This is a genomic window from Actinomadura litoris (assembly GCF_009733595.1).
Classification (GTDB): Bacteria; Actinomycetota; Actinomycetes; order Streptosporangiales; family Streptosporangiaceae; genus Spirillospora; species Spirillospora litoris.
This window is the reverse complement of record NZ_WOFH01000005.1, coordinates 507,944-531,279: the sequence shown is the minus strand read 5'-3', so window position 1 is coordinate 531,279 and position 23,336 is coordinate 507,944. Positions and strand designations below refer to the sequence as shown.

The 23,336-nt window shown below is 74.2% G+C and carries 26 protein-coding genes; 11 read left to right on the top strand and 15 right to left on the bottom strand.

Annotated features, from left to right (window positions below; translation table 11 throughout):
• The first annotated feature begins 15 nt into the window (after positions 1 to 15).
• Positions 16 to 723, top strand: coding sequence for a DUF5825 family protein (locus GNZ18_RS17185; protein ID WP_156217437.1), 708 nt, complete (start codon positions 16 to 18; stop codon positions 721 to 723).
• Here GNZ18_RS17185 and GNZ18_RS17180 read toward each other — a convergent pair.
• Entirely contained in the window at positions 710 to 1,279 is a 570-nt protein-coding gene (locus GNZ18_RS17180; protein ID WP_156217436.1) for a TetR/AcrR family transcriptional regulator, read from the bottom strand. The genes GNZ18_RS17185 and GNZ18_RS17180 overlap by 14 nt on opposite strands.
• A gap of 89 nt (positions 1,280 to 1,368) precedes the next feature.
• On the opposite strand from GNZ18_RS17180, the gene GNZ18_RS17175 reads away from it, so the two are divergent.
• Both GNZ18_RS17175 and GNZ18_RS41230 read left to right on the top strand, forming a co-directional pair.
• Positions 1,369 to 1,740 carry a DUF4267 domain-containing protein gene (locus GNZ18_RS17175; RefSeq protein WP_156217435.1) on the top strand — a complete coding sequence of 124 codons (372 nt, stop codon included), beginning with the start codon at positions 1,369 to 1,371 and terminating at the stop codon, positions 1,738 to 1,740.
• Between the two features lie 86 nt (positions 1,741 to 1,826).
• Positions 1,827 to 3,299: a serine/threonine-protein kinase gene (locus GNZ18_RS41230; protein ID WP_312874578.1), complete on the top strand. Its 1,473-nt coding sequence runs from the start codon at positions 1,827 to 1,829 to the stop codon at positions 3,297 to 3,299.
• Between the two features lie 4 nt (positions 3,300 to 3,303).
• On the opposite strand, the gene GNZ18_RS17165 is transcribed toward GNZ18_RS41230, so the two are convergent.
• The gene (locus GNZ18_RS17165; protein WP_308165793.1) at positions 3,304 to 4,008 is read right to left on the bottom strand and encodes a helix-turn-helix transcriptional regulator; all 705 of its coding nucleotides are present in this window, start codon (positions 4,006 to 4,008) and stop codon (positions 3,304 to 3,306) included.
• A gap of 170 nt (positions 4,009 to 4,178) precedes the next feature.
• Complete coding sequence (locus GNZ18_RS17160; RefSeq protein WP_156217434.1) at positions 4,179 to 7,040, bottom strand: ATP-binding protein; 2,862 nt, start codon at positions 7,038 to 7,040, stop codon at positions 4,179 to 4,181.
• A 190-nt stretch (positions 7,041 to 7,230) separates the two neighbouring features.
• Here GNZ18_RS17160 and GNZ18_RS17155 point away from each other — a divergent pair, with 190 nt between their 5' ends.
• Complete coding sequence (locus GNZ18_RS17155; protein WP_312874577.1) at positions 7,231 to 7,824, top strand: CGNR zinc finger domain-containing protein; 594 nt, start codon at positions 7,231 to 7,233, stop codon at positions 7,822 to 7,824.
• 10 nt (positions 7,825 to 7,834) lie between these two features.
• Positions 7,835 to 8,269, top strand: a complete 435-nt coding sequence (locus GNZ18_RS17150) for a protein-tyrosine phosphatase family protein (RefSeq protein WP_156217433.1) — start codon at positions 7,835 to 7,837, stop codon at positions 8,267 to 8,269.
• A 243-nt stretch (positions 8,270 to 8,512) separates the two neighbouring features.
• Here GNZ18_RS17150 and GNZ18_RS17145 read toward each other — a convergent pair whose 3' ends face one another.
• Entirely contained in the window at positions 8,513 to 8,872 is a 360-nt protein-coding gene (locus GNZ18_RS17145; protein WP_156217432.1) for a DUF488 domain-containing protein, read from the bottom strand.
• Positions 8,873 to 8,880: 8 nt separating this feature from the next.
• Positions 8,881 to 9,105, bottom strand: a complete 225-nt coding sequence (locus tag GNZ18_RS17140) for a hypothetical protein (RefSeq protein WP_156217431.1) — start codon at positions 9,103 to 9,105, stop codon at positions 8,881 to 8,883.
• Positions 9,106 to 9,180: 75 nt separating this feature from the next.
• Here GNZ18_RS17140 and GNZ18_RS17135 point away from each other — a divergent pair, with 75 nt between their 5' ends.
• Entirely contained in the window at positions 9,181 to 9,375 is a 195-nt protein-coding gene (locus GNZ18_RS17135; RefSeq protein ID WP_156217430.1) for a hypothetical protein, read from the top strand.
• A 52-nt stretch (positions 9,376 to 9,427) separates the two neighbouring features.
• On the opposite strand, the gene GNZ18_RS17130 is transcribed toward GNZ18_RS17135, so the two are convergent.
• The 3 genes from GNZ18_RS17130 to GNZ18_RS17120 form a co-directional block, all read right to left on the bottom strand.
• The gene (locus GNZ18_RS17130; RefSeq protein ID WP_156217429.1) at positions 9,428 to 10,279 is read right to left on the bottom strand and encodes a hypothetical protein; all 852 of its coding nucleotides are present in this window, start codon (positions 10,277 to 10,279) and stop codon (positions 9,428 to 9,430) included.
• A gap of 10 nt (positions 10,280 to 10,289) precedes the next feature.
• Entirely contained in the window at positions 10,290 to 10,553 is a 264-nt protein-coding gene (locus GNZ18_RS17125) for a hypothetical protein (RefSeq protein WP_156217428.1), read from the bottom strand.
• Positions 10,554 to 10,668: 115 nt separating this feature from the next.
• Complete coding sequence (locus GNZ18_RS17120; RefSeq protein WP_156217427.1) at positions 10,669 to 11,601, bottom strand: dienelactone hydrolase family protein; 933 nt, start codon at positions 11,599 to 11,601, stop codon at positions 10,669 to 10,671.
• Between the two features lie 581 nt (positions 11,602 to 12,182).
• Here GNZ18_RS17120 and def point away from each other — a divergent pair.
• Positions 12,183 to 12,770: a peptide deformylase gene (gene def / locus GNZ18_RS17115; protein WP_156217426.1), complete on the top strand. Its 588-nt coding sequence runs from the start codon at positions 12,183 to 12,185 to the stop codon at positions 12,768 to 12,770.
• Here the strand turns inward: def and GNZ18_RS17110 are convergent.
• Positions 12,747 to 14,363: a CocE/NonD family hydrolase gene (locus tag GNZ18_RS17110; protein ID WP_156217425.1), complete on the bottom strand. Its 1,617-nt coding sequence runs from the start codon at positions 14,361 to 14,363 to the stop codon at positions 12,747 to 12,749. The genes def and GNZ18_RS17110 overlap by 24 nt on opposite strands.
• A gap of 45 nt (positions 14,364 to 14,408) precedes the next feature.
• On the opposite strand from GNZ18_RS17110, the gene GNZ18_RS17105 reads away from it, so the two are divergent.
• Together GNZ18_RS17105 and GNZ18_RS17100 are read left to right on the top strand one after the other, a co-directional pair.
• On the top strand, positions 14,409 to 15,326 hold the full coding sequence (locus GNZ18_RS17105; protein WP_312874576.1) for an arginase family protein: 918 nt from the start codon (positions 14,409 to 14,411) through the stop codon (positions 15,324 to 15,326).
• Positions 15,327 to 15,336: 10 nt separating this feature from the next.
• Entirely contained in the window at positions 15,337 to 16,191 is an 855-nt protein-coding gene (locus GNZ18_RS17100) for a hypothetical protein (protein ID WP_156217423.1), read from the top strand.
• Positions 16,192 to 16,218: 27 nt separating this feature from the next.
• On the opposite strand, the gene GNZ18_RS17095 is transcribed toward GNZ18_RS17100, so the two are convergent.
• The 3 genes from GNZ18_RS17095 to GNZ18_RS17085 all read right to left on the bottom strand — a co-directional run bounded on the left by GNZ18_RS17095 (position 16,219) and on the right by GNZ18_RS17085 (position 19,175).
• The gene (locus GNZ18_RS17095; protein WP_156217422.1) at positions 16,219 to 16,824 is read right to left on the bottom strand and encodes a DJ-1/PfpI family protein; all 606 of its coding nucleotides are present in this window, start codon (positions 16,822 to 16,824) and stop codon (positions 16,219 to 16,221) included.
• Positions 16,821 to 17,774: a GlxA family transcriptional regulator gene (locus tag GNZ18_RS17090; protein ID WP_156217421.1), complete on the bottom strand. Its 954-nt coding sequence runs from the start codon at positions 17,772 to 17,774 to the stop codon at positions 16,821 to 16,823. The genes GNZ18_RS17095 and GNZ18_RS17090 overlap by 4 nt, the downstream gene beginning before the upstream one ends.
• 63 nt (positions 17,775 to 17,837) lie before the next feature.
• Positions 17,838 to 19,175 carry an LCP family protein gene (locus GNZ18_RS17085; RefSeq protein ID WP_156217420.1) on the bottom strand — a complete coding sequence of 446 codons (1,338 nt, stop codon included), beginning with the start codon at positions 19,173 to 19,175 and terminating at the stop codon, positions 17,838 to 17,840.
• A 390-nt stretch (positions 19,176 to 19,565) separates the two neighbouring features.
• Here GNZ18_RS17085 and GNZ18_RS17080 point away from each other — a divergent pair, with 390 nt between their 5' ends.
• Positions 19,566 to 19,718, top strand: a complete 153-nt coding sequence (locus GNZ18_RS17080; protein WP_156217419.1) for a hypothetical protein — start codon at positions 19,566 to 19,568, stop codon at positions 19,716 to 19,718.
• Here the strand turns inward: GNZ18_RS17080 and GNZ18_RS17075 are convergent.
• A complete protein-coding gene (locus GNZ18_RS17075; RefSeq protein WP_156217418.1) occupies positions 19,702 to 20,151 on the bottom strand; it encodes an ATP-binding protein in 450 nt (149 codons plus the stop codon). The genes GNZ18_RS17080 and GNZ18_RS17075 overlap by 17 nt on opposite strands.
• Positions 20,152 to 20,304: 153 nt before the next feature.
• Positions 20,305 to 21,060, bottom strand: a complete 756-nt coding sequence (locus GNZ18_RS17070) for a hypothetical protein (RefSeq protein WP_156217417.1) — start codon at positions 21,058 to 21,060, stop codon at positions 20,305 to 20,307.
• 254 nt (positions 21,061 to 21,314) lie between these two features.
• On the opposite strand from GNZ18_RS17070, the gene GNZ18_RS17065 reads away from it, so the two are divergent.
• Positions 21,315 to 22,070: an SDR family oxidoreductase gene (locus GNZ18_RS17065; RefSeq protein ID WP_156217416.1), complete on the top strand. Its 756-nt coding sequence runs from the start codon at positions 21,315 to 21,317 to the stop codon at positions 22,068 to 22,070.
• A 47-nt stretch (positions 22,071 to 22,117) separates the two neighbouring features.
• Here the strand turns inward: GNZ18_RS17065 and GNZ18_RS17060 are convergent, their stop codons facing one another.
• Positions 22,118 to 23,278, bottom strand: coding sequence for a serine hydrolase domain-containing protein (locus GNZ18_RS17060; RefSeq protein WP_216651324.1), 1,161 nt, complete (start codon positions 23,276 to 23,278; stop codon positions 22,118 to 22,120).
• Positions 23,279 to 23,336 lie beyond the last annotated feature (58 nt).

Sequence of the window (23,336 nt, the reverse complement as noted above, 5' to 3'; positions counted from 1 at the left end):
CCTTCGGGGAGCACGATGATCCGCGACCTGCCGCCGGTCGACCTGACCAGCGCCGCCGGGGTCGCCGCCGCACGGGGGCGCCCGGACGTCCGCGTCCTGGAGGTGTCCCTGGCCGACCTGGCGTCCGGCACGGCGGTCCCGCGCGGGAAGCAGGAGCCGCTGACGTGGCTGCGCGTCCGCCCGACCGGGGCCGAACTCGACGGCGGCCCGTGGCCCGGCGACGACGCGCTCGGCGCGCTGCCCGCCGCCGGGGTCGTCGGCCTGACGCTGGAGGCCCCGGCGCTGCCGCGCGCGCCCTGGCTGATCGCCTTCCTCGTCCGCGCGACCTCGTTCCAGCTCCCGCTGGAGTGGGGCGGCCCGGTCGCGGACCTGCCGTGCGGGCTGCTGTTCCACCTGGCGCCCCCGGCGTTCGGCGACGAGGTCGCGGGCAAGTGGCGGGCGGCGCACCGCTACGGCCAGTGCTACTGGCGGCGCGGGCCCGGGTTCGCCGCCGTCCAGGACCTGCGCGAGGACCCGGGCGCCCACTTCGTCATCCACGAGCCGGGCCTGCTCGCGCTCTTCCACCGCCTCGCCGACCCGGTCGAGGTCGCGGACCTCGGCGCGGACGACCGCGCCCACCTGCGCGACCTGCTGGACGCGCGGCTCGCCGTCGAGCTCGGCGGCGTCGCGGTCGGGCTGCCCTACCGGCTGCGCCGCTGGCCCGCGCCCGTCATCGACTTCTGACCGGGGAGGAGAACCGGCCGATCAGGAGCGCGAGCCGCCGCTCGTGGTCGGCGCGGCGCAGGCGGCCGTGGCGCATCAGCATGTGCAGGCCGTGCAGGCCGCTCCAGAACGTCTCGGTGAGCATCTCCAGGTCGTCGTCGCCCGCGTAGGGGCGCATGGTCTCGCGCAGTTCGCCGAACCCCTCCCGCAAGGGCGCCGGTGACTCCGGGCTGGCGAACTCCAGGTCGACGGCGAGCGTGAGCATCGCGTCGTACAGCGCGGGCCGCCGCTCGCCGAACTCGGCGTAGGCGGCCGCGACCGCCGCGATGCCGCCCGGACGGGCCGCGCGCAGTACGGCGGCGAGGTCGGCTAACCCCTCCAGCGCGACCGCGGCCATGATCGCGTCCTTGCCCGAGAAATGGCTGTAGAGGATGGGCTGGCTGTACTCGATCTCCGCCGCGAGCCGCCGCGTGGTCACCGCGTCCCAGCCCTCGGCCTCGGCCAGCTCCCGCGCGGCCGTGACGATCGCCCGTTCCCGTTCCGCCCGCTCGCGCTCCCGGCGCGCCTGAATCGACATGGCCATGATCCTAGCATCGCTAGTCATCTTGCCAATGCTCTGCTAACGTCGATCACGTTCCTAGCACTGCTAACTCAACGGGAGTCGTCATGCTCGCACCGATCGCCTACGGCCTGGCCGTCCTGCTCAGCCTGTTCGTCCTGTTCATCGGCGCGCGGTTCCTCGTCCAGCCGCTTCCGGCGGCGGCCGGCTACGGCGTCCCCGCCAAGCCGGACGGCGACCCCGCCTACCTGAGCGTCAAGGGGGTCCGCGACGCCGCCTTCGGGCTCCTCGGCCTGGCCCTGGTCGCCTTCTCCGGAGCCGACGCCGCCGCCTGGTACATGCTCGTCGTCGCACTCGTCCCGCTCGGCGACACCGTGATCGTGCTGCGCAACGGCGGGACGAGGGCCGCCGCGTTCGGCATCCACTTCGCGACCGCGCTGGTCGTCCTGCTCAGCGCCGCCCTGCTGTTCGCGGTCTGAGCGACGGACGCCGTCCCGGGGCTTTCCGAAACCTCCCCGCACCGCTTGAATCTTGGGCGGGGGCCGTCACGACCGGAGGAGGGGCTGTGGACGATCTGCGACCCGAGGACCCCCGTACCGTCGGCCGGTACACCCTGACGGCGCGCCTCGGCGCGGGCGGGATGGGCCAGGTCTACCTCGGGTCATCGCCCGGCGGACGGCCCGTCGCCGTCAAGCTCGTCCACGCCGGTTTCGCCGCCGACGCCGAGTTCCGGCGCCGGTTCAAGCGGGAGGTGGAGGCGGCCCGGCGGGTCGGCGGGTTCCACACCGCGCCGGTCGTGGACGCCGACCCCGACGCCGACACGCCCTGGCTGGTCACCGCCTACGTCCCCGGGCCCTCGCTGGCCTCGGCGGTCGCCGAGCACGGACCGTTCCCCCCGGCCTCGGCCCGGGTGCTCGGCGCCGGGCTGGCCGAGGCGCTGGAGGCCGTCCACGGGGCGGGGGTCGTGCACCGCGACCTCAAGCCGTCCAACGTGCTGATCGCCGCCGACGGGCCGCGCGTCATCGACTTCGGCATCGCCCGCGCGGTCGACGCGTCCGGGATCACGACCCGCGCCGGGACGCCCGGCTTCATGGCCCCCGAGCTGATCACGGACGGCGCGAGCACGCCGGCCTGCGACGTGTTCGCGCTCGGCGCCGTGCTCGCCTTCGCGGTCGGGGTGCGGCCGTTCGGCGAGGGACCCTCGGAGGCGCTGACCTACCGGGTCGTGCACCGGGAGCCCGATCTCGGCGGCGTGCCGGAGCCGCTCGGCCCCCTGGTCGCGGCCTGCCTCGCCAAGGACCCGGCGGCCCGTCCGGCGCCGTCCGACCTGCTCGGCGCCCTGACCCCGGGCGGGGACGCGGGCGCCTGGCTGCCGCCGCCCGTCCAGGAGATGGTCACCCGCTTCCCCACCGCGCACACGCCCACTCCCAGGCCGGCACCGACGCGCCAACTCCCGTCGCCGCAGGCCGCCCCACCCGCGCGGCAGGCCGTGCGGATCGCGGGGCGGATCACGCCCGCCGCGATCGCGCTCGCCGCGTCCGTCCTCTACTCGCTGATCTGGGTCGCGATCTTTCTGCTCGGCGCCGGGCTCGCCCTCGGCGGCACCTCCTCCGACGCCGACAGCGTCGCCACGCTCATCGGCGTCGTCGTGGCCATAGTCGGCGCGGTGAACTGCGTCAGGGCGATTCCGCGCGCGGTCTGGCAGGCCATGGCGCTGGCGCGGCCCGTGACGTTCGAGATCGGCCCCGGCGGGCTCAGCCTGCGGCACGGCGGACGCCGCGTCCACTACGGGTGGCACGAGATCGGACGGGTCGTGCTCCGCCGCATCGACGACAAGAAGAAGCGGGCGTTGTGCGTATCCCTGAACCCTGGGAGCGCGCAGCCCGACTACCTGAGCCCGCGGAGCCCGTTCTGCTACACCGAGGCGGACACCGGCTGGGTCGTCATCGCCCCGCTGATCCGGCTGCGGACCTCGCGGCGGGAGATCGAGGGGATCGTCGTCCGGTACGCGGGCCCCCGGTGGGGCGGCCACGCCTGACGCGCTAGGACGCCAGCGTCCCGCAGTGGTCGGGCGACATGCTCGCGGCCAGCGCGGCGGCCTCGCCCCGGTCGCGCAGCCCGAGCTTCCCGAGGACGTTCGACACGTGGTACTTCACGGTCTTCTCGCTCAGCGCGAGCCGCTCGGCGATCCACGCGTTGGACGGACGGGACGCCAGCAGCGCCAGCACCTCCCGCTCGCGCGGCGTCAGCACACCGGGACGGTGCGGGTCGGCCTCGAACAGCTCGTCCAGCAGCGCGGGCCCGTCGACGGGGTCGTCCAGCAGACAGCAGGCGAACGCGGGGGCGAGGTAGCGGCCGCCGGCGGCGGCCGTCCGGGCGGCGGCGGTCACCTCGGCGACCGGCCCCCGCCGGTCGGCGATGCTCGCGACACCGGCCCACAGCGCGGCCAGCAGTTCGGGGCGCCCGGCGGCCTCGCCGAACCGCGCGGTGTGGTCCACCAGCAGCACGACCGGGACGCGGAGCACGCGCCCCTCCCGGCACACCGCTCGGACGAGGTCCCCGTGCCCGGCCCGCCACGGGCTGAGGTCGACCACGAGCAGGTCGGTCGCGGCGGCGACGAGCGCGGCGGCCACCGATCTCCCGTCCGGCACCACGAGCCTGACCTGGCCCCCGAGCGTCCGGCCGAGGACGCCCGCCACCCGGTCGCGGCAGTCGGCGTTGGCTGAGCACAGCAGTATCGACGTCACGTCCCCCACCTCCCGGCGCCTCGGCGAACGGGACCCGATCACCCGATCACCTCTGCCGCGAGCCTCGCCGATGGGGTTACGGACGCACATCCGGAGAATCACTGATATTGCCGATTCCCGGGGTTACGTAGTGCCCGGCGGCCGCACCCCAGGAGCGCCGCGACCGCGGCTCAGGAGGGGGACCTGAGCGCGCTGACGACGCCCGCCCGGGACGAGACGCCCAGCTTGGCGAAGATGTGCGCGAGGTGGCTCTCGACGGTGCGGGCGCTGATGAACAGCGCCTCGGCGATCTGCTGGTTGGTCCGCCCGGCCGAGACCAGCTCGGCCACCTCCAGCTCGCGCCGCGACAGCTCGTGCGGGCCGGACGAGCGGCCGCGCACCGGGACGTAGATCCCGAGCCGCCGCTGCTCCCGCACCGCCCGCCGCAGGAACGAGGCCGCGCCGCAGCCGCCGAACACCTCCGCCGCGCGCCGCAGGTCGGCCTTGGCGGTGTCGCGGCGGGACGCGCGCGCGGCGGCGGTCCCGGCGGTGAGCAGCGCCCGCCCGGCGTCGAGCGGGTACTCGTTGCCCGCCAGCACGGCGGCGGCGCCCCGGGCGTGCTCGGCGGCGGCGCCCGGGTCGGTGCTCAGCAGGGAGTGCGCGCGGGCGAGCGCGGCGAGGCCGGTCGAGACGGGCAGGCTCGCGTGGGAGTACTTGTCGGCCTCGGCCGCCCACTCGGCGGACGCGGCGTGCCGCCCCCGCGCGGCCTCCAGCTCGGCGAGCCGCTCGGAGACCTGGACCAGCGTGACGAGGTCGGACCCGGGACGGGCGAACCCGTTGGCCGCCTCCAGCAGGGACCGGGCCCCGGCCTCGGCCTGCCCCGTCTCCACCAGCGCCAGGCCGAGCGCCAGCTCGGCCTGCTTGCCCCACCACTCGCCCTGGTCGCCGGCGGTGTCCACGGCCCGCCGCGCGAAGTCGACCGCGTCGGCGCCGTTCCCCTTCCAGTACTCGACGACCGACCGCTGCGCGAGGCCGAACACGATCTGCTGCCCCGCGTTCAGCATCTCGGCCAGCTCGACCGCCTCGTCGGCCGTCGTGGCGGCCCGCGCGAGCCCGCCGAGGGCGGTCTGCGCCCGCGCGAGGCCGCACATGGCGACCGAGACGATGAAGTGCTGCCCGGTCGCGCGGGTCACCGAGAGCACCCGCTCGAAGTGCCGCGAGGCGTCGGCGGGCCGTCCCATCAGCAGCTCCGACCAGCAGAGCCAGGTGAGGGAGTCCACCGACTCGGCGAGCTGCCCGTCCGGGGTGATCGCGAGGAGGTGGGACGCGGTGTCCAGCTCGCCGAGCGCCCGGTCGATCTGGCCGTCGGCGTAGCTGCACATGGGACGCAGCGCGGCGACCGCCATCGTGCACGCCGCGTCCCAGGACGGGCTGTGCTCGGGGATGTCGTCGAGGAGGGCGCGGGCCGCGTCCTGGTCCATCCGCAGCAGGTTCTCGGCGACCAGCCGCAGCCGCAGGTGGACGGCCGCCGGGGACTCGCGGTCGGGCATCGCGCGCAGCTCGTCCATGATGACGGCGCGGCTCTCCTCCACCCGTCCGAGCAGCCGCCGCGTCATCGCGCTGAACCGGGCCGCCCGCGCGCGGTCGGTGCCCTCGCCGCGCGGCAGCAGCCGCATCACCTCGTCGGCGGCCCGCTCCCCCTGCTCCAGCTCGCCCGCGACGACGTGCAGGCGGCTCACCTTCAGCATCACCGCGACGCGCTCGGGGTGGTCCTCGGGCATCCGCCGCAGCGCGCCGGAGAACCAGAAGGCGGAGGCGCTCGGCGCGTGCGACTCCACGGCCCGCGCGGCCCGCAGCAGGATGTCGATCGCGGCGGCGTCGCCGTAGCGGGCGGAGTTCTCGACGTGGTGGGCGAGCAGGGTCGCGGGCGCGCCCACCTGCTCCAGGTGGCGGGCGATGCGCGCGTGCACGGCGTGCCGCCAGCCCGCGGCGGCGGTGCTGTAGACGGTGTTGCGGACGAGCGGGTGCCGGAAGCGGAACCGCCCCGTGGCGGACGGCTGGACGACGCCGCTGACGACCAGCTCGTCCAGCGCGGTGACGACGTCGCTCTCGGGGACGCCCGCCGCGACGGCGATCAGGCCGGGCTCGAACGCGTCCGCCGCGACGGCGGCGGCGCGCGCGACGAGCAGGGCCGGTTCCGACAGGCCGCCGAGTTCGAGCTGGATGGCGGCCCGCACGCTCAGCGGCACCTCCGCCTGGGGGTCGCGGGTCGCGGCCCCGTCCATGCGCGACAGCGCCTCCAGGTAGAACGGGTTGCCGCCGCTGACGCGGTGCAGCTCGCGCTGGCGCGCGCGGCTGAACCCCGCGCCGAGGTACTCCGCCGTCTCGCCCAGGTCGAAGCAGCCGACGTTGAGGTGCAGGCCGTCGTCGGCCTGGATCAGCCGGGCCAGGCTCGGGATGTCCGGGCGGTAGTGGAACGCCGTCGCCACCACCACCCCCGCGCGCGGCGGGTTGCGGACGAGGTAGTCGAGGAAGCCGAGCGAGGCGGAGTCGCCCCAGTGCAGCCCGTCCAGGATGAGCGCGAGCGGGCGCGACTTGGCGAACGTCTGGACGACGAGCCGGAGGGTGCCGTGCAGCCGGTGGCGCGCGGCGACGGGGTTCGCGTCCGCGCCGGGCTCGGGGGCCGGGGGCGGTTCGCAGCGGTCCGCGACGGTGGGGAAGATCCCCGACAGCCGCGCCACCGCCGCCGGGCCGACCCGCGGCGGCAGCTTCGGCACGACGTCGGGGACGTGGTCGCCGAGCGCGTCGACCAGCACCCCGAACGGCACCTCCCGCTCGTACTCCGAGGCGCGCCCCGCGAGCACGAGGAACCCCTCCGGAGCGGCGCGCGCGGCCAGCTCGTTCAGCAGCCGGGTCTTCCCCACGCCGGGCTCCCCGGTCAGCGCGAGAAAGCGGAACCCGCCCCCGGCCGCCGCCGCGATCGCCTCGTCGATGGCGCGGAGTTCCTCCCGGCGTCCCACGAGCGAGGTCGAGCGAGCGGTGAATTCGTCCATGGACTGCCCTTCGGGCGAAATCACGGAGCGCGAACGCTCCTCGGCGGGTTCGTGATCGTGGTGGGAGGACCTCTCAGAATAGTGTTACCGCCCCCGAATTCGCCCCCATCACCCGGAAAACGAGCAGTTTTCGCGAAATCGTCGGTAAGTGCTATAGTCTCGCCACATCGGTTACATTGGAAGGAGGAGCGTGGAGATCTCCATCGTCGACTACGCGGTGGGGGCGGCGGTCGGAACCGACCTGGTCAGCACGTCGCCCACCGTCCGGGGCGCCGCCGGGGACGCGATCCCCGGCCCGGACGAGCTGACCCGCTTCCTGGCTGAACGCGACGTCCGGCTCGACGCCGCCGGCGCCCGCGCGGACGAGGCCGACGTCTTCCAGGTGCACCTGCTGCGCCGCGAGGTGCGCGGCGTCCTGGAGACCGAGACCGAGGAGCAGGCCGTCGCGGGCGGGACCGTCCTGGCCGGACGCGCGGGCCGGGGCCCGGTGCTGCGCCGGGTCGGCGGCGCGTGGCAGTGGTTCGTCCCGACGGTGCCGGGCGCGCCCCTCGCCGACGAGTTGGCCGCGCTGATCGGGATCGGGCTGCTCGGCACCGTCAGGACCCTCGGCCACGACCGGTTCCGCGCCTGCGCCGCGCCGGACTGCCGGGGCGTGTTCGCCGACACCAGCCGCGCCGGGCGCCGCCGCTACTGCATGCCCGACCTGTGCGGGAACCGGCTGAACGTCGCCAACCACCGGGCCCGCCGCCAGGCCGGGAGCGACCCGATGGGCGCGGTCCGATGAGCGCGGCCCGATGAGCGCGCTGACCGGCGCGCTCCGGCTCCCCGACGGCTCCTGGGTGCGCGGCCGCGGCCTGCGCGATCCGGCGCCGGACGGCCCGCCGCCGGACTTCGGCCTCTACCTCGGCTCGGGCCGCCTGCGCCGCCGCCACGAGGACGCGCTGAACTGGCCGCACGAGTGGATCGAATGGCCCGACTTCCTGCTGCCGCGCGATTCGGAGCTGGCCGTCCGCCGCGTCCGCGACCTGCACGGACGCGCCCGCTCCGGGGACGCGGTCGAGGTCGCCTGCGGGGGCGGCGTCGGCCGCACCGGCACGGTCATCGCGTGCCTGGCCGTGCTGTCGGGCCTGCCCCCGCAGGAGGCCGTCGCCTGGACGCGCGAACACCATCACCGCCGCGCCGTCGAGACCCCCTGGCAACGCCGCTGGGTCGCCCGATTTCCCGCCTGACGGTCGCCGCTCCCGAGAGGTGAATTCGGCTCCAGCGGAAATGGCCGCCGGGTGCCATTGATTGCGGCGCCCTCGAAAGGCGCCAGGGCACCCTCCGCAACGACCTCGGCCGTCACGCGGGCGCGTTGGCTGATCGGTGGGGCGCAGCCGGAAGCGAGCACCACGGGGAAGATCGCGAAGCGATGCCGCACCCGCCGAGGCGCGGCCACGGCACGGGACGCCAGGCGATGAACACGGGCGTGGCTAGCGAACGCCGTTCAGGAGGGCGGCGAGGACGGCGGCCTGGCTGCGCTCCGCGTCCTTCGTGGCGGTGAGGAGCGTCAGCGTCCCCCCGTCCGCGAGGGCGCGGAGCCGGTCGAGGGCGGCGGCGCGGGACGGGTCGTCCAGCTCGGCCTCGTAGCGGCGGCGGAACTCCGCGAACCGCTCGGGGTCGTGGCCGTACCACTTGCGCAGGTCGGTCGACGGCGCGACGTCCTTCTCCCAGTGGTCGAGGCGCGCGTCCTCCTTGCTCAGCCCGCGCGGCCAGACGCGGTCGACCAGCACGCGGGCGCCGTCGTCCGGCTCGGGGCGCCCGTACACGCGGCGCAGCCGCACCTCGGTCATCGTGCCCCCTATTTCTCGTACGCGGGACGGGCGTGCTTGGCGGGACGTCTCGCCGGACGGTTCTCGGCGGCGGTGCGGCGGGCGAACTCGCCGGCGAGCGCGCGGCCGAGGACCTCGTCATCGGGATGGTGTTTCTCAAGGTACTCCAGGGCCTCGGCGAGTTCTCCCGTGGTGAGCCCGCCCGGCGGTTTCAGCGCCCAGGGAGGATGCCCGTCCTGCAGCCGTGGATTCACGACGTCCAGCCTTTCTCGGGGTGTTTTCCGCGCGGCGGCGGGTAATGGATTGGCCGGTTCCCCTAGGATCGCCGCGTGCATTGGTGGAGCCAGCAGGCGTGCGAGGCGGCAGCGGAGGCGCAGGCGGCCGATCCGTCCCCGGTCAATCTCATGGCGGCCGCCCAGGTCCAGGCGCTGGTGTCGATGGCCGAGGCGCTGCACCGCATCGCGGCGGCCCTTGAGGAAAGGGACGAGAGCGCTCCCCCTTTGATCACCCGTCCGAAATCGTGAGGCGATGAAATGACCGGTGCGCCGAGGCGGCGCACCGGTATTCCACGTGTGCTCAGGCGTCGCTGAAACTCCTGCGCTCGCTCCGCCCGCCGGCGAGGCGGGACGTCTTGGGCCCGGATACGGACCCGGGTGCGGACCCGAGGGGCCGCCGCGGCCCCGGAACGGGCTCGGCGGGCTTCTCGGCCGGGGCCGGGAGCCGCTCGGCGGCGGGCGCGGCGGGGCGCGGTTCCTCGCGCGGCTCCTCACGCGGTTCCTCGCGCGGTTCCGCGCGTGGGCGGTCCCGCAGGCGGCGGGCGGCCTGAAGCAGGGCGCGCTCGCCGACCAGCCGGGTCAGCTCCAGGCCCCAGCAGTCCAGCTTGTCGGCGTCGGTGAGGTCGTCGCGGTGGCCGAGGTCGGCGGCCAGGCCGCCGAGCCGCTCCGCCTCGGCGAGGTCGAACTCGCGCATGAGGTGGCAGCACAGCTCGGCGAGCGCCGCGTGGTCGCGCTCGAACGACAGGCCCGACAGGTCGTTGCGCGAGAGCCTGCTGAGCGCGCGCTTGCGCTCCAACTCGCCGTCGGCGAGCCGGAGCACGCCGTTGAGCAGGGCGACCGGCCCGGCGCCGACCGCGCCGCTCTGGGCGGGGGTGAACGCCATGCGCAGCAGCGCCGCCGAGCCGATCCCCGCGGCCAGCACGCGGACGACCACGAGGCTCGCCTGCGGCATCGTCGGCGGCAGGCCGAACCGCCAGCCCGCCGCGGTCACCGCGATCAGCGCGAGCACCGACGCGCCGGTGTTGATGAAGACGAACAGCAGGCCGCCCGGCGACGCCAGCGCCGCGACGGGCTTGTCGCGGTAGCGCGCGAGGAGCTCGGCGACCCCGATCGCGCCGCCGATCAGGGCGGCGAGCAACATCTCGATGATCATGATTTCCGTTCTAGGCGCTGCGGGCGGGACGCCGTGCGAAGGGGGACTCCTCGGCCCGGCCGCGCGGCGCGAGCATGGCGGGGCGCTGCCGTCCCTTCGCGGGGGGCCGCCGGACGTCGAGTTCGGCGCGCTCGACCTCAAGGAAGGCCAGCAGCCATTCCGCCGGGCCGGCGGCGAGGCCGCGATGCGTGCGCAGCCCCCGCTCGCGGGCGCCGAGAAAGGTGAGCAGCCAGCCCGCCGGGCCGCGCGCCACGGCTCCGATTCGTGAATCCATGGGGACGACCATTGCGCAGCGCGCGGGTCAAGTCGATGTTCGCCGCGTCAAGTTTTCAGAGATCGACAACGGATTCCGGCAGTCCGCCGATACCAGCCCAAGCCCGGAAGGAAAGTCAACCGGTCGGGCAGGTCCCCCGGTAGACCGTGAGCGGGCCCCGCGGTTTCGGCGGCGGGCACAGGAAGCGGTCATAGCGGGAGTCGTTGTCGACGAACCGCTTCATCCACGAGATGACGTATTTGGCGATGGTGGCGTTCGGCGACATGAACGTCAGATGACCGGCGCCCCTGAGCACCAGGTACGCCTTTTCGGGGGCCGCGGTGAGCCGGTTGTAGTACGCCTCGGACATTAACGCCGTCGGCGCGATCACATCGCGCTGCGCGCCAATGATCATTGTGGGCACGACGACCCCGCCCCAGTCGTAGTCGGGGTTCCACGGCGCGAGCGGGACGGCGGCCTTCAGTCCGGGCCGCTGCCGCGCCGCCTCCAGCGTGCCGCCGCCGCCCATGGAGTGCCCCATCACGGCGGTGCGGGACGGGTCGACGCGGCCCCGCACCACGCTCCTGGCGGTGAGGTAGTCGAGCGCCGCGACGATCTGCCGCCCGCGCAGCAGCGGGACGTCGAACAGCGTGTTGGTCTCCAGCATCATGACGACGAAGCCCTGGGAGGCCAGGCGCGGCCCGTACCAGTCGATCCAGGTGTGCGGGGACGCGAAGCCGGGCGACATGACGATGGCGCCGAACGTGCCGCGGCCCGTGTCGGTCGGCGCGTAGATCGTGCCCTTGTTGAAGCCGGGCCCGCTGCCCGCGGGCACCTCGATCTTCTCGAAGGCGAACGGGCCGCGTTCGGCGGTCACGCTCTTCTCCGACGGCGCCGGGCCGCGCTCGAACGAGCGCGGGACCTGCGCCGTGGGGGCCGGACGGTCGTTCGGCGCGGCCGTGGCCTTCGGGGCCGGAGCGGCGGGAGCAGTGGGAGTGCTGCCGGAACACGCGGCGAGGACGGCCGCCGCGGTGAGCGCCGTGAGCGCGTTTACGGAATTCTGGTTCATTGGGGGGAATGCCCTTCATTGACCGATTCCGTCAAGGGGAGAGGGAATCGAGGTTCTCCAGCATTCATGCCCCGGAAAGACGGAGGGGCCACTCCCCCCAAGAAGTGACCCCTCTACCCCCCGTTCCGCCGGGTCGGCCGCGGGCCCTCTGCCGTGGCCTGCCGCTCCCCCCGAAGCGGCCCGCTCCCTCAGGGAGCGGCCGCGCCGTTCATCCGGCGGACGAGACGAACGTAGCGAGCCCGCCACGACCGGATCGAGCGTTCCCGGGCCCGCGTCGGTGAGCGGTTCACGGTGTGCGACGAACGGAACACGGTGTGCGTCCGGCCCGCCGCCGGGCTCGGCGGCGCGCGACTTCCGGCTCATACCGTCCGGCACATGTAAGCGCTGTGTAAGCGGCCCGCCGTACCGTTCTGGTACGGACGTGCGGGGCGTGTCGGGCCGTAGGGGGGTGGGCCCGAACCGCGCCCCGCGCCTCCTCCTGGCCGGCGGGCGGGGCCACGGATACCGGCGGTGTCGCCGAAGGTGGAAAAATCTCTGGTGTCGCGGTCGCCGAGTGTGCGCCGGGCTGGAGGAGAGCGGTCATGGCGGGGCGGGTGCGGGCGATCACGTTGGTCGGGACTCCGGTCCTCCACCAGGCGTGCCGCCCGGTGGAGGAGTTCGACGCGGCGCTGGCGGAGCTGGCCGACGACATGTTCGCGAGCATGTACGCGGCGAAGGGCGTGGGGCTGGCCGGGAACCAGATCGGGGTCGATCTGCGGATCTTCGTCTACGACTGCCCCGACAAGGAGGAAGTGGCGCACAGGGGCGTCGTGGTCAACCCCGTCCTGGAGCTTCCCCCGCTGGACGAGCGGCACCTGGACGACAGCGACGAGGGCTGCCTGTCGGTGCCCGGCCCGTATGCGAAGCTGGCCCGCCCCGACCGCGCGACCGTGCACGGCTTCGACCTGAAGGGCGACCCGGTCACGGTGGAGGGGACGGGGCTGCTGGCCCGCTGCCTCCAGCACGAGACCGACCACCTGGAGGGCAAGGTCTACATCGACCGGCTGTCCACGCGCTCGCGCAAGAAGGTGCTGAAGGAGTACGAGCGCCTCCGCGCCGAGGCGGCCGAGGCGGCCGAGGCGGCCGAAGCGGCGGAGGCCGAGGCGTCAGCCGCGCCAGACGGGCAGTAGCAGCGACGACGGGTGGTCGGCGTCCCGGTGCACCTCGAACCGGACGCGCCTGGACGCGACGGCCCGCCCCGCCGGCTCTCCCCTGCCGTGGTTGCGCGCGAAGCGGGGGAACGCGCCGCCCGCGAGCAGCACGCGGAGCCGGTGCCCGCGCCGGAACCGGTACGCGGTCGGGCGCATCTCGACCTCGGCGCGCACGATGCCCGGCGCGCCGATCCGCAGCACGCCGTCGGTCACGTTGCGGGAGACGCCGCGCGGGTCGACGTCGCTGAGCCGGACGAACAGGTCCCCGTGCCCGGTGCTCGTGCGGACGTGGATCACCGCCGACACCGGCCCGATCAGGTCGAGGTCGCGGTCGAGGACGGCGCCGGTGAGCACGGCCACGTCGCCGCGCCGCTCCAGGCGGGTGTTGTCGCGCTGCCCGCCGCGTCCGGGCGCGAGGAGCGGGCCGCCGACGCTGGGCGTGGGGTCGAGGGCGTCGTAGGTGAACGCGAGGGGCTCGGCGCCGGACGCGTCGCCGTCCCAGGTCAGGACGTGCGACAGGTGCAGCGGGGTCGGCTCGGTCCCCGGCGGCGGCCAGCGCTCGACGTCCAGCCAGCGTCCCGCGCCCTGGAGGTGCAGCCGGACGGGCGCGCGGCGCGGCGCGGCGGCGTCGCCGTGCAGGTGCGCGTCCAGCCAGGAGACCTGGTCGAGCAGGACGGCGCGCAGGGCCTTCAGGTCGTGCCCCCAGGGCCCGATCGTGATCCGGGGCTGCCGTCCGGCGTCCTGCAGCGCCTCGAAGTCGCGGAGCTGGCCGCGCAGGAACAGGTCCCACCAGCCCGTGACCATGCTGGCGGGGGCGGTCGTCGCGGCGACGGCCGCGCTGTGGTCGGTCGCGTCCCAGAACTCGCGGCGCTCGGCGTTCGCGGTGACCTCGCGGAAGAACGGCTCGGGCCGTCCGACCGCGGCGGTGTCGGCCTCGCCGACCGGGAGGTGCCGCATCGCGCGCCTGACCCGCCGCGCGTGCGTCAGCGGCCGCCCGTCGCGCGTGCCCATCAGCGACGACCACACGAGCGTGTTGTGCAGGGAGAGCGCGCCGCCCGGATAGAACGAGCCGACCATCTCCGAGGCGGTGACGCCGAGGCCCATCGCGGCCAGCGGCGGGTCGGCGTACGGCGCGAGCGCCCACTGCGCGAAGCCGAGGTAGCTGGCCCCGGCCGTCGCGACCCGTCCGTCGCACCAGGGCTGGGCGCGCAGCCAGGCGAGGGTGGCGAGGCCGTCGGCGCGCTCGTCGTGGAAGGCGCGGAAGTCGCCGCCGGAGCCGCCCGTCCCGCGCACGTCCTGCACGACGACCTGGAAGCCGCGCCGGGCGAGCACGCCGACGAGCACCCGCACCAGCGCCTGCCTCCGGCCGTAGGGGGTGCGCACGAGGACGGCGGGCAGCGGGCCCGCGCCACGCGGACGGTGCAGGTCGGCGAGCAGGTCGACGCCGTCGGCCATCGGCACCCTCAGGTCGCGCGCCACGCCGACCGCGCCCGCGCCCGCGGATGACGTTGCGGACGTCGATGCCGCGGGTAGACCGAGGATCCGTTCGGTGAGGCGGCCCAAAACGGTCATCAATTCCTCCACGTCCGGTATCTCCCCAACGTTAGGCTGCCTAGCGTGATCTCGGTGCTGGACGCTCCCTCCAACCTCGGGCTACGACCGCCGCGCGACGGCCACGAGCCGGGCGTGCGCGGTCTCGCGGACGCGCTCCGCGGCCACGGGATCGCCGACCGCGTCGGCGCGGACGACGCCGGACGCGTCGAGCCGCCGCCGTACATCTTCGGCCCCGACACCGCCACCGGCTACCTGAACGGCCCCGGCCTCGCCGCGTACTCGCCGCTGCTCGCGGAGCGGATCGGCGCGCTGCTGGACGAGGGCCGGTTCCCGCTCGTGCTCGGCGGCGACTGCTCGATCCTGCTCGGCCCGATGCTGGCGCTGCGGACGCGCGGCACCTACGGCCTCGCCCACCTGGACGGGCACGACGACTACTCGCCCCGCCTCGACCCCGCCGCGCACGCCGGCCGGCTCACCGCCGGGGGGCTCGCGCTCGGCCTGGTCACCGGCCACGGCCCGGACGCGCTCACCGACCAGGGCGGGCTGCGCCCCTACGTCGTCGAGGAGCACGTCGCGCACATCGGCGTCCAGCGCGAGCCGGAGGACTTCGAGGACTCCGACCTGGAGGCGTTCGAGACGTCGCGGATCCGCCGGTTCCCGATCGAGTACATCCGCGAGCACAGCGCGGACGCGGCGGGGCGGGAGGCCCGCGCGTACCTGGAGGCCGCGCCGATCGACGGCTTCTGGATCCACCTCGACGCCGACATCCTCGACCGGTCCGTCATGCCCGCCGTCGACTCGCCGAACCCGGACGGGCTGTCGTTCGCGGAGCTGACCTCCGTGCTCACGGCGCTGCTGGCGAGCCCCCGCGCGGTCGGGCTGCACGTCGCCATCTACGACCCCGAACGCGACCCGGACGGATCGGCGGGCGCCGCGCTCACCACGGCGCTCACCACCGCCGTCGCCGCCGCGGCCGGCTAGGCCGGGCGCGGTGTCGCACGACGTCAACCTCGTCTCCAGCGCGCCGATCCCGTCCGGAGAGATCCGCGACCTGGTCGTCTCGCTCGGCGGGGTCCACCAGCCCTCGGTGACCGAGCCCGACGTCGCCGTCCTGCAACGCGGGAACGGGTCCGTGCTGGTCTACCCGTTCCCGCCGGACGAGCCGATCCGCGCCGCCGCGCTGCGCGAGGAGTGCGCGCGGGCGCTCGGCGCGCCGCCGCGCACGCGGATCATGATGGAGGTGCACGCGGGCCGCGACAGCGAGTGGCTCGCCGCCGAGATCGTGCTGGCCGCCGCCGACCGCTGGCCGCTCGCGGTGTGCGACTTCGGGGAGGCGGTGATCACCGTCGCCGAGTTCCACCGCCGCCTCGCGCGGCGCCGCACCGACTTCTTCCAGCCCGAGGGCCGCTTGCACGCCCCGCCCGCCGGGCACCGGCGCGGCCGGGTCCGCCGGGCGACGCTGCTGCTGCCCGGAACGGTCTCCCCGGACCGGTTCGCCCGGCTCGTCCGGTCCGCCGGGGCGCGGTCCGGCCCCGGCGACGACACCGACGCGGTGCTGGAGCGCGGCGGCGCCTGGGTGTGGATGCGCCTCCAGTCGCCGGGCGCCGCGCCGGTCGAGCCGTCCGCGCTCCTCGCGCACCGCGCCCTCCTCGGCGAGCCGCCCTACACCCCGGTCGCCCTGGAGATCTTCGACGGGACCGAGTCGCAGCTGCTCACCGCCGAGCTGGTCGACGCGGTCGCCGCGCACTGGCCGCTGCTGGTGCTCGGCGGATCCGGCCAGATCATGACGCCGGACGACGTGCGCGGCCGGGTCGCGATGGGCGCCGCGAACGTCTTCGACCCCTGACGCGGGCGTCTTCGACCGCTGGGCCGCTCAGGCGACGGGCTCGTCGGCGAGGTAGGGCGGGGCGGGCTCGTACTGGATGTAGCGCCGGACGGCCCGCGCGTGGTCGCGGCCGTGGATGCGCCCGACCAGCCACAGCGCCATGTCGATGCCCGCCGACACGCCCTGGCTCGTGACCAGGTTCCCGTCCACGACGTAGCGGGCGTCGCGGACGACGGTCACGCCGCCGGACGCCTCCAGCAGGTCCTCCGAGCCCCAGTGCGTCGCGACGCGCCGCCCCTTGGCGACGCCCGCCGCGTGGAGCAGGAACGAGCCGGTGCACACGCTGGTCACCCAGTCGACGTCCGCGGCCGTCCGGCCGATCCAGCCGGTCACGGTCTCGTTGTGCGGCTGGACCTCGCGGGCGCCGTAGCCGCCGGGGACGAGCAGCACGTCCAGGTCGGGGTGGTCGTCCAGGGTGTGGTCGGCCAGCACGCGCATGCCCTTGGCGCACCGGACCGGGCCGGTCGTCTCGGCGATGAGCACGGCCCGGTCGCCCTCGTCGCGCACCATCGCCGACGCCGTGAACACCTCCCACGGGCCGACGAAGTCCAGCTCCTCGGCCTTGTCGAAGATCAGCAGTCCGTACGTGGTCATGAGAACTCCCTCGCTCCCCGGAATCGGTCCCTGTAGTCCGACGGGGCGACGCCGACCCGCCGGTGGAAGGCGCGGCGCAGCGTCTCGCCCGTCCCGAAGCCGAGGCGGCGCGCCAGCGCCTCGACCGGTTCGTCGCCCTCGGCCAGCGCCCGCCGCGCCGCCTCGACCCGCACCCGCTCGACGTAGGCGGCGGGCGGGACGCCGAGTTCGGCGGTGAAGCGGCGTTGCAGGTGCCGCGCGCTCAGCCCGCAGCGCTCGGCGAGGTCGGCGATGGCGTGCCGGGCGCCGGGGTCGGCCTGAATCGAGGTCACCGCCGTCCGGACCGGGTCGGAGGCGGGCTGCGCCGACCACAGCGGCACGCTGAACTGCGACTGGCTGCCCGGACGCCGCAGGAACAGCACCAGCTCGCGGGCCACGGCGTGCGCGACCTCGCGTCCGTGGTCGTCCTCGACCAGGGCGAGCGCGAGGTCCATCCCGGCCGTGACCCCGGCGGAGGTCCAGAACCGCCCGTCCCGGACGAAGATCGGGTCGCAGTCGACGTCCAGGCCGGGGAACTCGCGCCTGAGCTGCGTCTCGCGGCTCCAGTGCGTGGTGACGCGGCGCCCGTCCAGCAGCCCGGCGGCGGCCAGCAGCAGGACGCCGCTGCACACCGACGCGACGCGCCGCGCGGACCGCGCGGCCGCGCCGATCCAGGCGAGCAGCGCCGCGTCCTCCCGGGCGCCGTCCACCCCGACCCCGCCGATGATCATCAAGGTGTCCACGAGGTCGGGACGCAGGTCCGCGATGCCGTACGCGGCCTCGACGGCGAGACCGCTGTTGGTGCGGACGAGGCCCGCCTCGGCCGCCACCACCCGGCATTCGTACCGCCCGGTAGTCTGGAACACCTCGTGCGGCCCGGTCAGGTCGAGCGCCTGGAACCCCTCGTAGATCACGAACGCGACGCGCTGCATGGCCTCCAGGCTCGCCGCTCGCCGCGCATGGCGTCAACGACCCCTACCCCACGGATCGCGCCATCACCTGGTGACGGTCTCGCACACCGCCTCACTCGCCCGGCTCTCGCCCTGCTGGACGGGCACACCGCCGCCGGAGGTCCGGACGCTCGTGAAGTTCGCGCCGATCACCAGGTCGAGCGTGCCCGGGGCCGGCACGCGCACGGTCCGCGCACCCGGGACGAGCCTGGCCAGCGCCGCCGCCCGCGCCCGGACGTCCGGCGCGTAGCGGATGACCGTCACCCGCGCCGGCCGCGCGAGGTTGCCGACCCCGGTGACCTGCCAGCCGCCGTCCTTGAGCTGGGCCGCCACCTGCGCGGCCCGCCCCTCGACGCCGGAGGCGTTGAGCACCCGCACCTTCCCTGGCGGCACGCGCGGCGCCCTGGTGGGCGGGGGCAGCGCCTGGTCCTTGCGGATCGCGGTGAAGAACGCGTCGGACGCGGGATGCGCGAGCGCCACCCGGTTCTTGTCCGGCGCGTACTCGCCGGACGGCACGGTGACGAACCGCAGCTTCCCGGCGCTCAGGTCCCGCATCCCCTGCGCGATCTTCAGCATCTCGCCGACGGTCAGCGCGCGGTCGGTCGTGAGCGACTTCGCGGTGGCCTGGAGCAGGGCGTTCATCCGGCCCGGATCGGTGAGGACGCCGCCGCTCATCGCCTCCTTCGCCAGCGCGCCGAAGAAGTGCTGCTGCCGCTTGATCCGCTGGATGTCGCTGTGGTCGCCGAACCCCTTGCGGCTGCGGACGTAGGCGAGCGCGTCCTCACCCTTCAGCCGGTGCCGCCCCTTCGTCAGGTTCAGCCCCGAGTCCTTGTCGTGGACGTCGCCGGTCACGCACACCGGCACCCCGCCGACCGCCGTCGCGATGTTCTTGAACCCCGTGAAGTCGACCTGCACGAAATGGTCGATATGGATCTTGGTGACCTGCTCGATCGTGTTGACCGTGCAGCTCGGCCCGGCCCGCGCGATCGCCTCGTTCAGCATGGCGACGGTGCTGGCGGGCGCCTTCGTCCCGTCCTTGCGCGTGCACGCCGGGATCGGCACCATCAGGTCGCGCGGGAAGCTGACCGCGAGCGCCTGCCCGCCGCCCGGCGACAGGTGCAGCAGCAGCATCGTGTCGGACGCGGGCGGCTTGTGCCGCAGGCCCCGCCCGTACCGGGCGTTCGCGCCCTCGCGCGTGTCCGACCCGAGGACGAGGATGTCGCGGGCGGCGTTGAGCTTCTTCGGCCGGTTCCCGCCGATCAGCTTGTCGACGTCCTCGTGCTCGACCGCGCTCTGGAGCTTCCAGTAGTACCCGTACGCCGACAGGCTCGCGGTGACGACCACCACGGCCATCCCCACGGCCGCCCAGGCCAGGAGCCTCACCGCCGCGCCGCGATCGCCTTGGCGAGCCTGCCGCGCTGCAGGACGAGCGCGGGCGGCGGCTCGTGTTCCAACCCGCGCCCGAGGGCGCGCAGCGCCGCCAGAATGTCCATGGGCCCTCCCGATGCTTTCCGCCGTGTCCTCGAACGTTTCTCCACTCCCGCCGTTCCGGGTTCACGGAAATCGGACTTGACATCGCCGGGCGGCTGTTCCATGCTCTGACGCATGGAGCTCTGATCCCCCACCTCGGTTGAGCCGCCCTCAGGGCCGCTCCCACCTCTCAGTACCGCAGACACACCCTGACCTCGCGTTCAGGGCGTCCTCGCGTCTTTTCTTTGCCTTTTCGCGGCCTTTTCATGGCCGAATTCACGTATGCCCGGAGGTGGTTTACTCATGCGCGCCATGAACAACCCGGAATCCGACCCCTTCGCCAAATTCAGGAAGAAGGGGAAGCAGAAGAACCACGATTTCCGCGCCGCCGGTCTCGCCGGCGGCCGGCGCAACGCCCGGCAGATGCCCACCCGGCAGCTCAACCGGGGCCGCTGACCGGCCCCCGGCCCCGGCCCTCCCCGGCCGGGGCCGGGGCCTCCCCGCTGCGGACGGGGAACTCCGCCCAGACGACGGTGCGGGTGCCGTCCCTCCGGAACCCCCACCGCTCCGCCAGGACCGCGACGATCCGCAGCCCGCGCCCCGTCTCGGCGCCGGCCTCCTCCCTCACCCGGGGGAGCGCGCCGTCCGCGCCGTCGTCGGCGACCTCAAGCCGGTACCGTCCCGCGGCCTCCGCGAGCACCACCCGCACGTGGCCGTCCCGCCGTCCCGACGCCGTGTGCGTGACCGCGTTCGCGACCATCTCGCTCACCACGGTCACCAGGTCGTCCAGATCCTCGAAACCGGCCGCGAGCTCCCGGACGAAACCCCGCGCGACCCCGACCGAGCGCCGCGTCCCCGGCAGCGTGACCTCACCGAGCACCCCGCCCACCGCACCTCCCCGCCGTCCGGTTCGTCCGGCGGGTCGCGACGCGTCCTCGACACCCACGGCGACGGCCCCCCTCCGCTCCGGAAAGTCACCCGTCACCCAGGCTGTACGGCCGGTCCCCGCCCGCCGTTCAGGATGCGCGAACGTTTCCGCACATCACACCGCCCGTACACCGCCCCGACCACGCTCCGCCCCCGGACGGGACGCGGCGCCGGTCATGTGCGGGAGGAAGACCACGTCGCGGGGTTCCTCGATCCGCACCGGGACGTCGTACTCGAAGCCGAGCCGCTCCTTGCCGTCGACCAACGCGAACGGCCGCGCGTCCCCCGACGCCGCCATGTACATCGTCTTGCCGGGCGAGTCCTTGAAGCCGATGGCGCGGGCGGGCCGGCCGCCGAGCGTGGTCACCGTCCCGGGCGGGTTCATGCCGCCGAACGCCAGGACCAGCAGCGCGTCCAGCCCGACCAGCTTGTCGACGAACTGCCCTCCGGAGGCGTTGAGCGCCCCCCAGCGGTCGCCGACCCGCGCCGCGAGACCCTTCGTCTTCGACTCGTTCTCAAGCAGCTTCCACACCGCCGGGCTCTTGAGATACGCCTTCTCGCCCACCTGGACGAACTCGATCCGGCCGAGCTCGAAGACCTTCGCGTCGACCTGCCTGTCCGCCCCCTGCATCCGGATGTCGATCCGGGAGACGCCCCCGCCGCTGTCCTTCCAGGTGCCGGACGCGTGCACGGCACGCGCCTTCTTGAACGCCGCCGAGATCCGGTTGGCCAGCTCGCCGCCGTCGGTGGCGGGGGCCTCGGTCACCGCGGGCTTGCCCTTCCCCTCCGAATCCTTCGCTCCCCCCAGGTCACAGCCGGTCAGGGCCAGCGCGCACGCGACGACCACCGCCGAACCCGTCCGAAATCCCACCGATACTCCTCAACCCGACGCCGGGACCGGCCCCTCGGCCGACCACCCGACATCCTCCAACCCGCCACGGCGCGCCACGGACGAAAGGACCATTCGCCCGCCCGCCCGCCGGGCAGGCGGTCCCCCTACCTCGTATCTCGCGGCTTTATCTGGGGACGGCCACTAGTGGCCGCCCGCGTCCGGGCCTTGTACTCCGGTCGCGCGGTCACAGGGACCGGGGGTGCGTCGTCGCTCTGGTGACGGAAGGAAGAGATATGAAGATCGCAGTGGTGGGAGCGACCGGGATGGTCGGCCGTCATGTCGTCGAGATCCTGGAGACCGGCGGCCACGACGTCGTCGCGGTGTCCCGGTCCGCCGGGGTGGACGTGATCACCGGGGACGGCCTCGACGCCGCCCTGAGCGGCGTGGAGTGCGTCATCGAGGTCAGCAACGCGGGGACGATCGACCAGGCGGCGGCGACGGAGTTCTTCACGACCGCCGTCCGGAACCTGATGGAGGCGGGGCGGCGGGCGGGCGTGCGCCGGATGGTCGTGCTGTCCATCCTCGCCGTCGACCGGTTCTCGGGCGGCTACATGGCGGCCAAGGCCGAGCAGGAGCGGGTCGCGCTGGCGGGGCCGATCCCCGTGCGCATCCTGAGGGCGGCGCAGTTCCACGAGTTCGCCGCGCAGAACCTCGAATGGGGACGGCAGGGGGACGTGAGCCACGTCCCGTCCACCCGCGTCCAGCCGGTCGCCGCGCGGACGGTGGCCGAGGCGCTCGCCGACCTGGCCACGGCGCCCGGCGCCGAGGACGCCCCGCCGATCTCGAACATCGCGGGACCGCGCGAGGAGGACCTGGTCGACATGGCCGCCCGGCTCGCGGCGCGGCGCGGCGACCCGCCGCGCGTCGAGGGCGTCGAGCGGCCGGGCGACCCCGACTTCGAGCTGGTGAAGACCGGCGTGCTGCTCGCCGGCCCGGACACCGTCCTCGCGGGCCCGACGTTCGAGGAGTGGCTCACCACCGCCCGCTGACCGGCCGCGCGGCGCGGTGCCCGCCCACCGCGCCGCGCGCCCCGGCCTCAACCCGACGCGCGCCTCTCCACGCCGAGCGTCAGCTCCGCGTCCAGATCCTCCAGGTTCCACTTCCCTTCCCGCTGGACGTGGTTGGTGATCCAGAAGACCATCGTCTTCCGCCGGGGGAAGCGGGCGAAGTCCCCGAAGGACCAGTCATTCCCGCCGGTGTGCTCAATGGCCGTCCCCGCGCTGGTATCGGTGATTCCCCAGCCGTATCCGTAGTAGTACTTGCCGCCGTTCAGCGCCCCGACGTAGGCATAGGGCTTGAACATCTTCGCCTTGGCATCCGCGGACAGAATCGAGTCGCCTTCCAGCGCGCGATGCCAGCGGAACATGTCACGCGGCGTTGAGATGATGCCGCCGTTGCCGCGCAGGAACCAGTACGGACCGTCCGGCGCCCAGGGGTGCTCGTTCGGCCGCCCCCGCGGTTCGCCCTGCTCGTCGTACTCGACCGCGATCTGCCCCGGCCGCCAGCGCGGCAGCACATAGCCCGTCTGCCGCATCCCGGACGGCGCGAACAACTCCCGTGCGAGAAACCGTTCGTAACCGGCACCGGAGACCTTCTCGACGATCGCCGCGAGAACGCTGTAACCCAGGTTGGAGTAATGGAACTCGGCACCTGGAGTGGACTGGAGCCGGGATTTCAGCGCGACGCTCAGCATGCGCCCACGCGAAACCTTCTCGTAGTCGTCTCCGCCCTGCTCGTCGTCCAGCCCCGAGGTGTGCGTCAGCAGATGATGGACGGTGATCCCCCGCTTGTCAGGGGGCACCGGGCCGAGGAAGGTACTGATCGGATCGGTCACCCGCAGCCGTCCCGCCATCTCCAGCTTCACGATCGCGGCGGCGGTGAACTGCTTGGTGATCGACATGATGTCGTAGGCGGTGTCGCAGCCCGCCGGGACCGCCTTCTCGCGATCGGCGAGCCCGAAGCCCGCGCAGTGGACGAGCCGCCCGTCCCGCGCGGCGACGACCGTACCCCCGGGCCCCTTCGGGAGCGTCGCGTCCAAGAACGCGTCGATCGCAGGGCTGTGGGGCGATTCCGTATCGGCCACCCGCTGCGCGGCGACCCCGGGGGCGCCGCCGCATGCACCGGTCATGACGACAGCGGCAACGATCACGGTCAGTCTGGATGCCTTCATGCCCCGGAACGCTACGGAGAAGGCCACGCCGGAGGCGTCCCCCGGCCGAGCCAAAATCACAGGCCAGAAGGGTCCCTCCCACAGG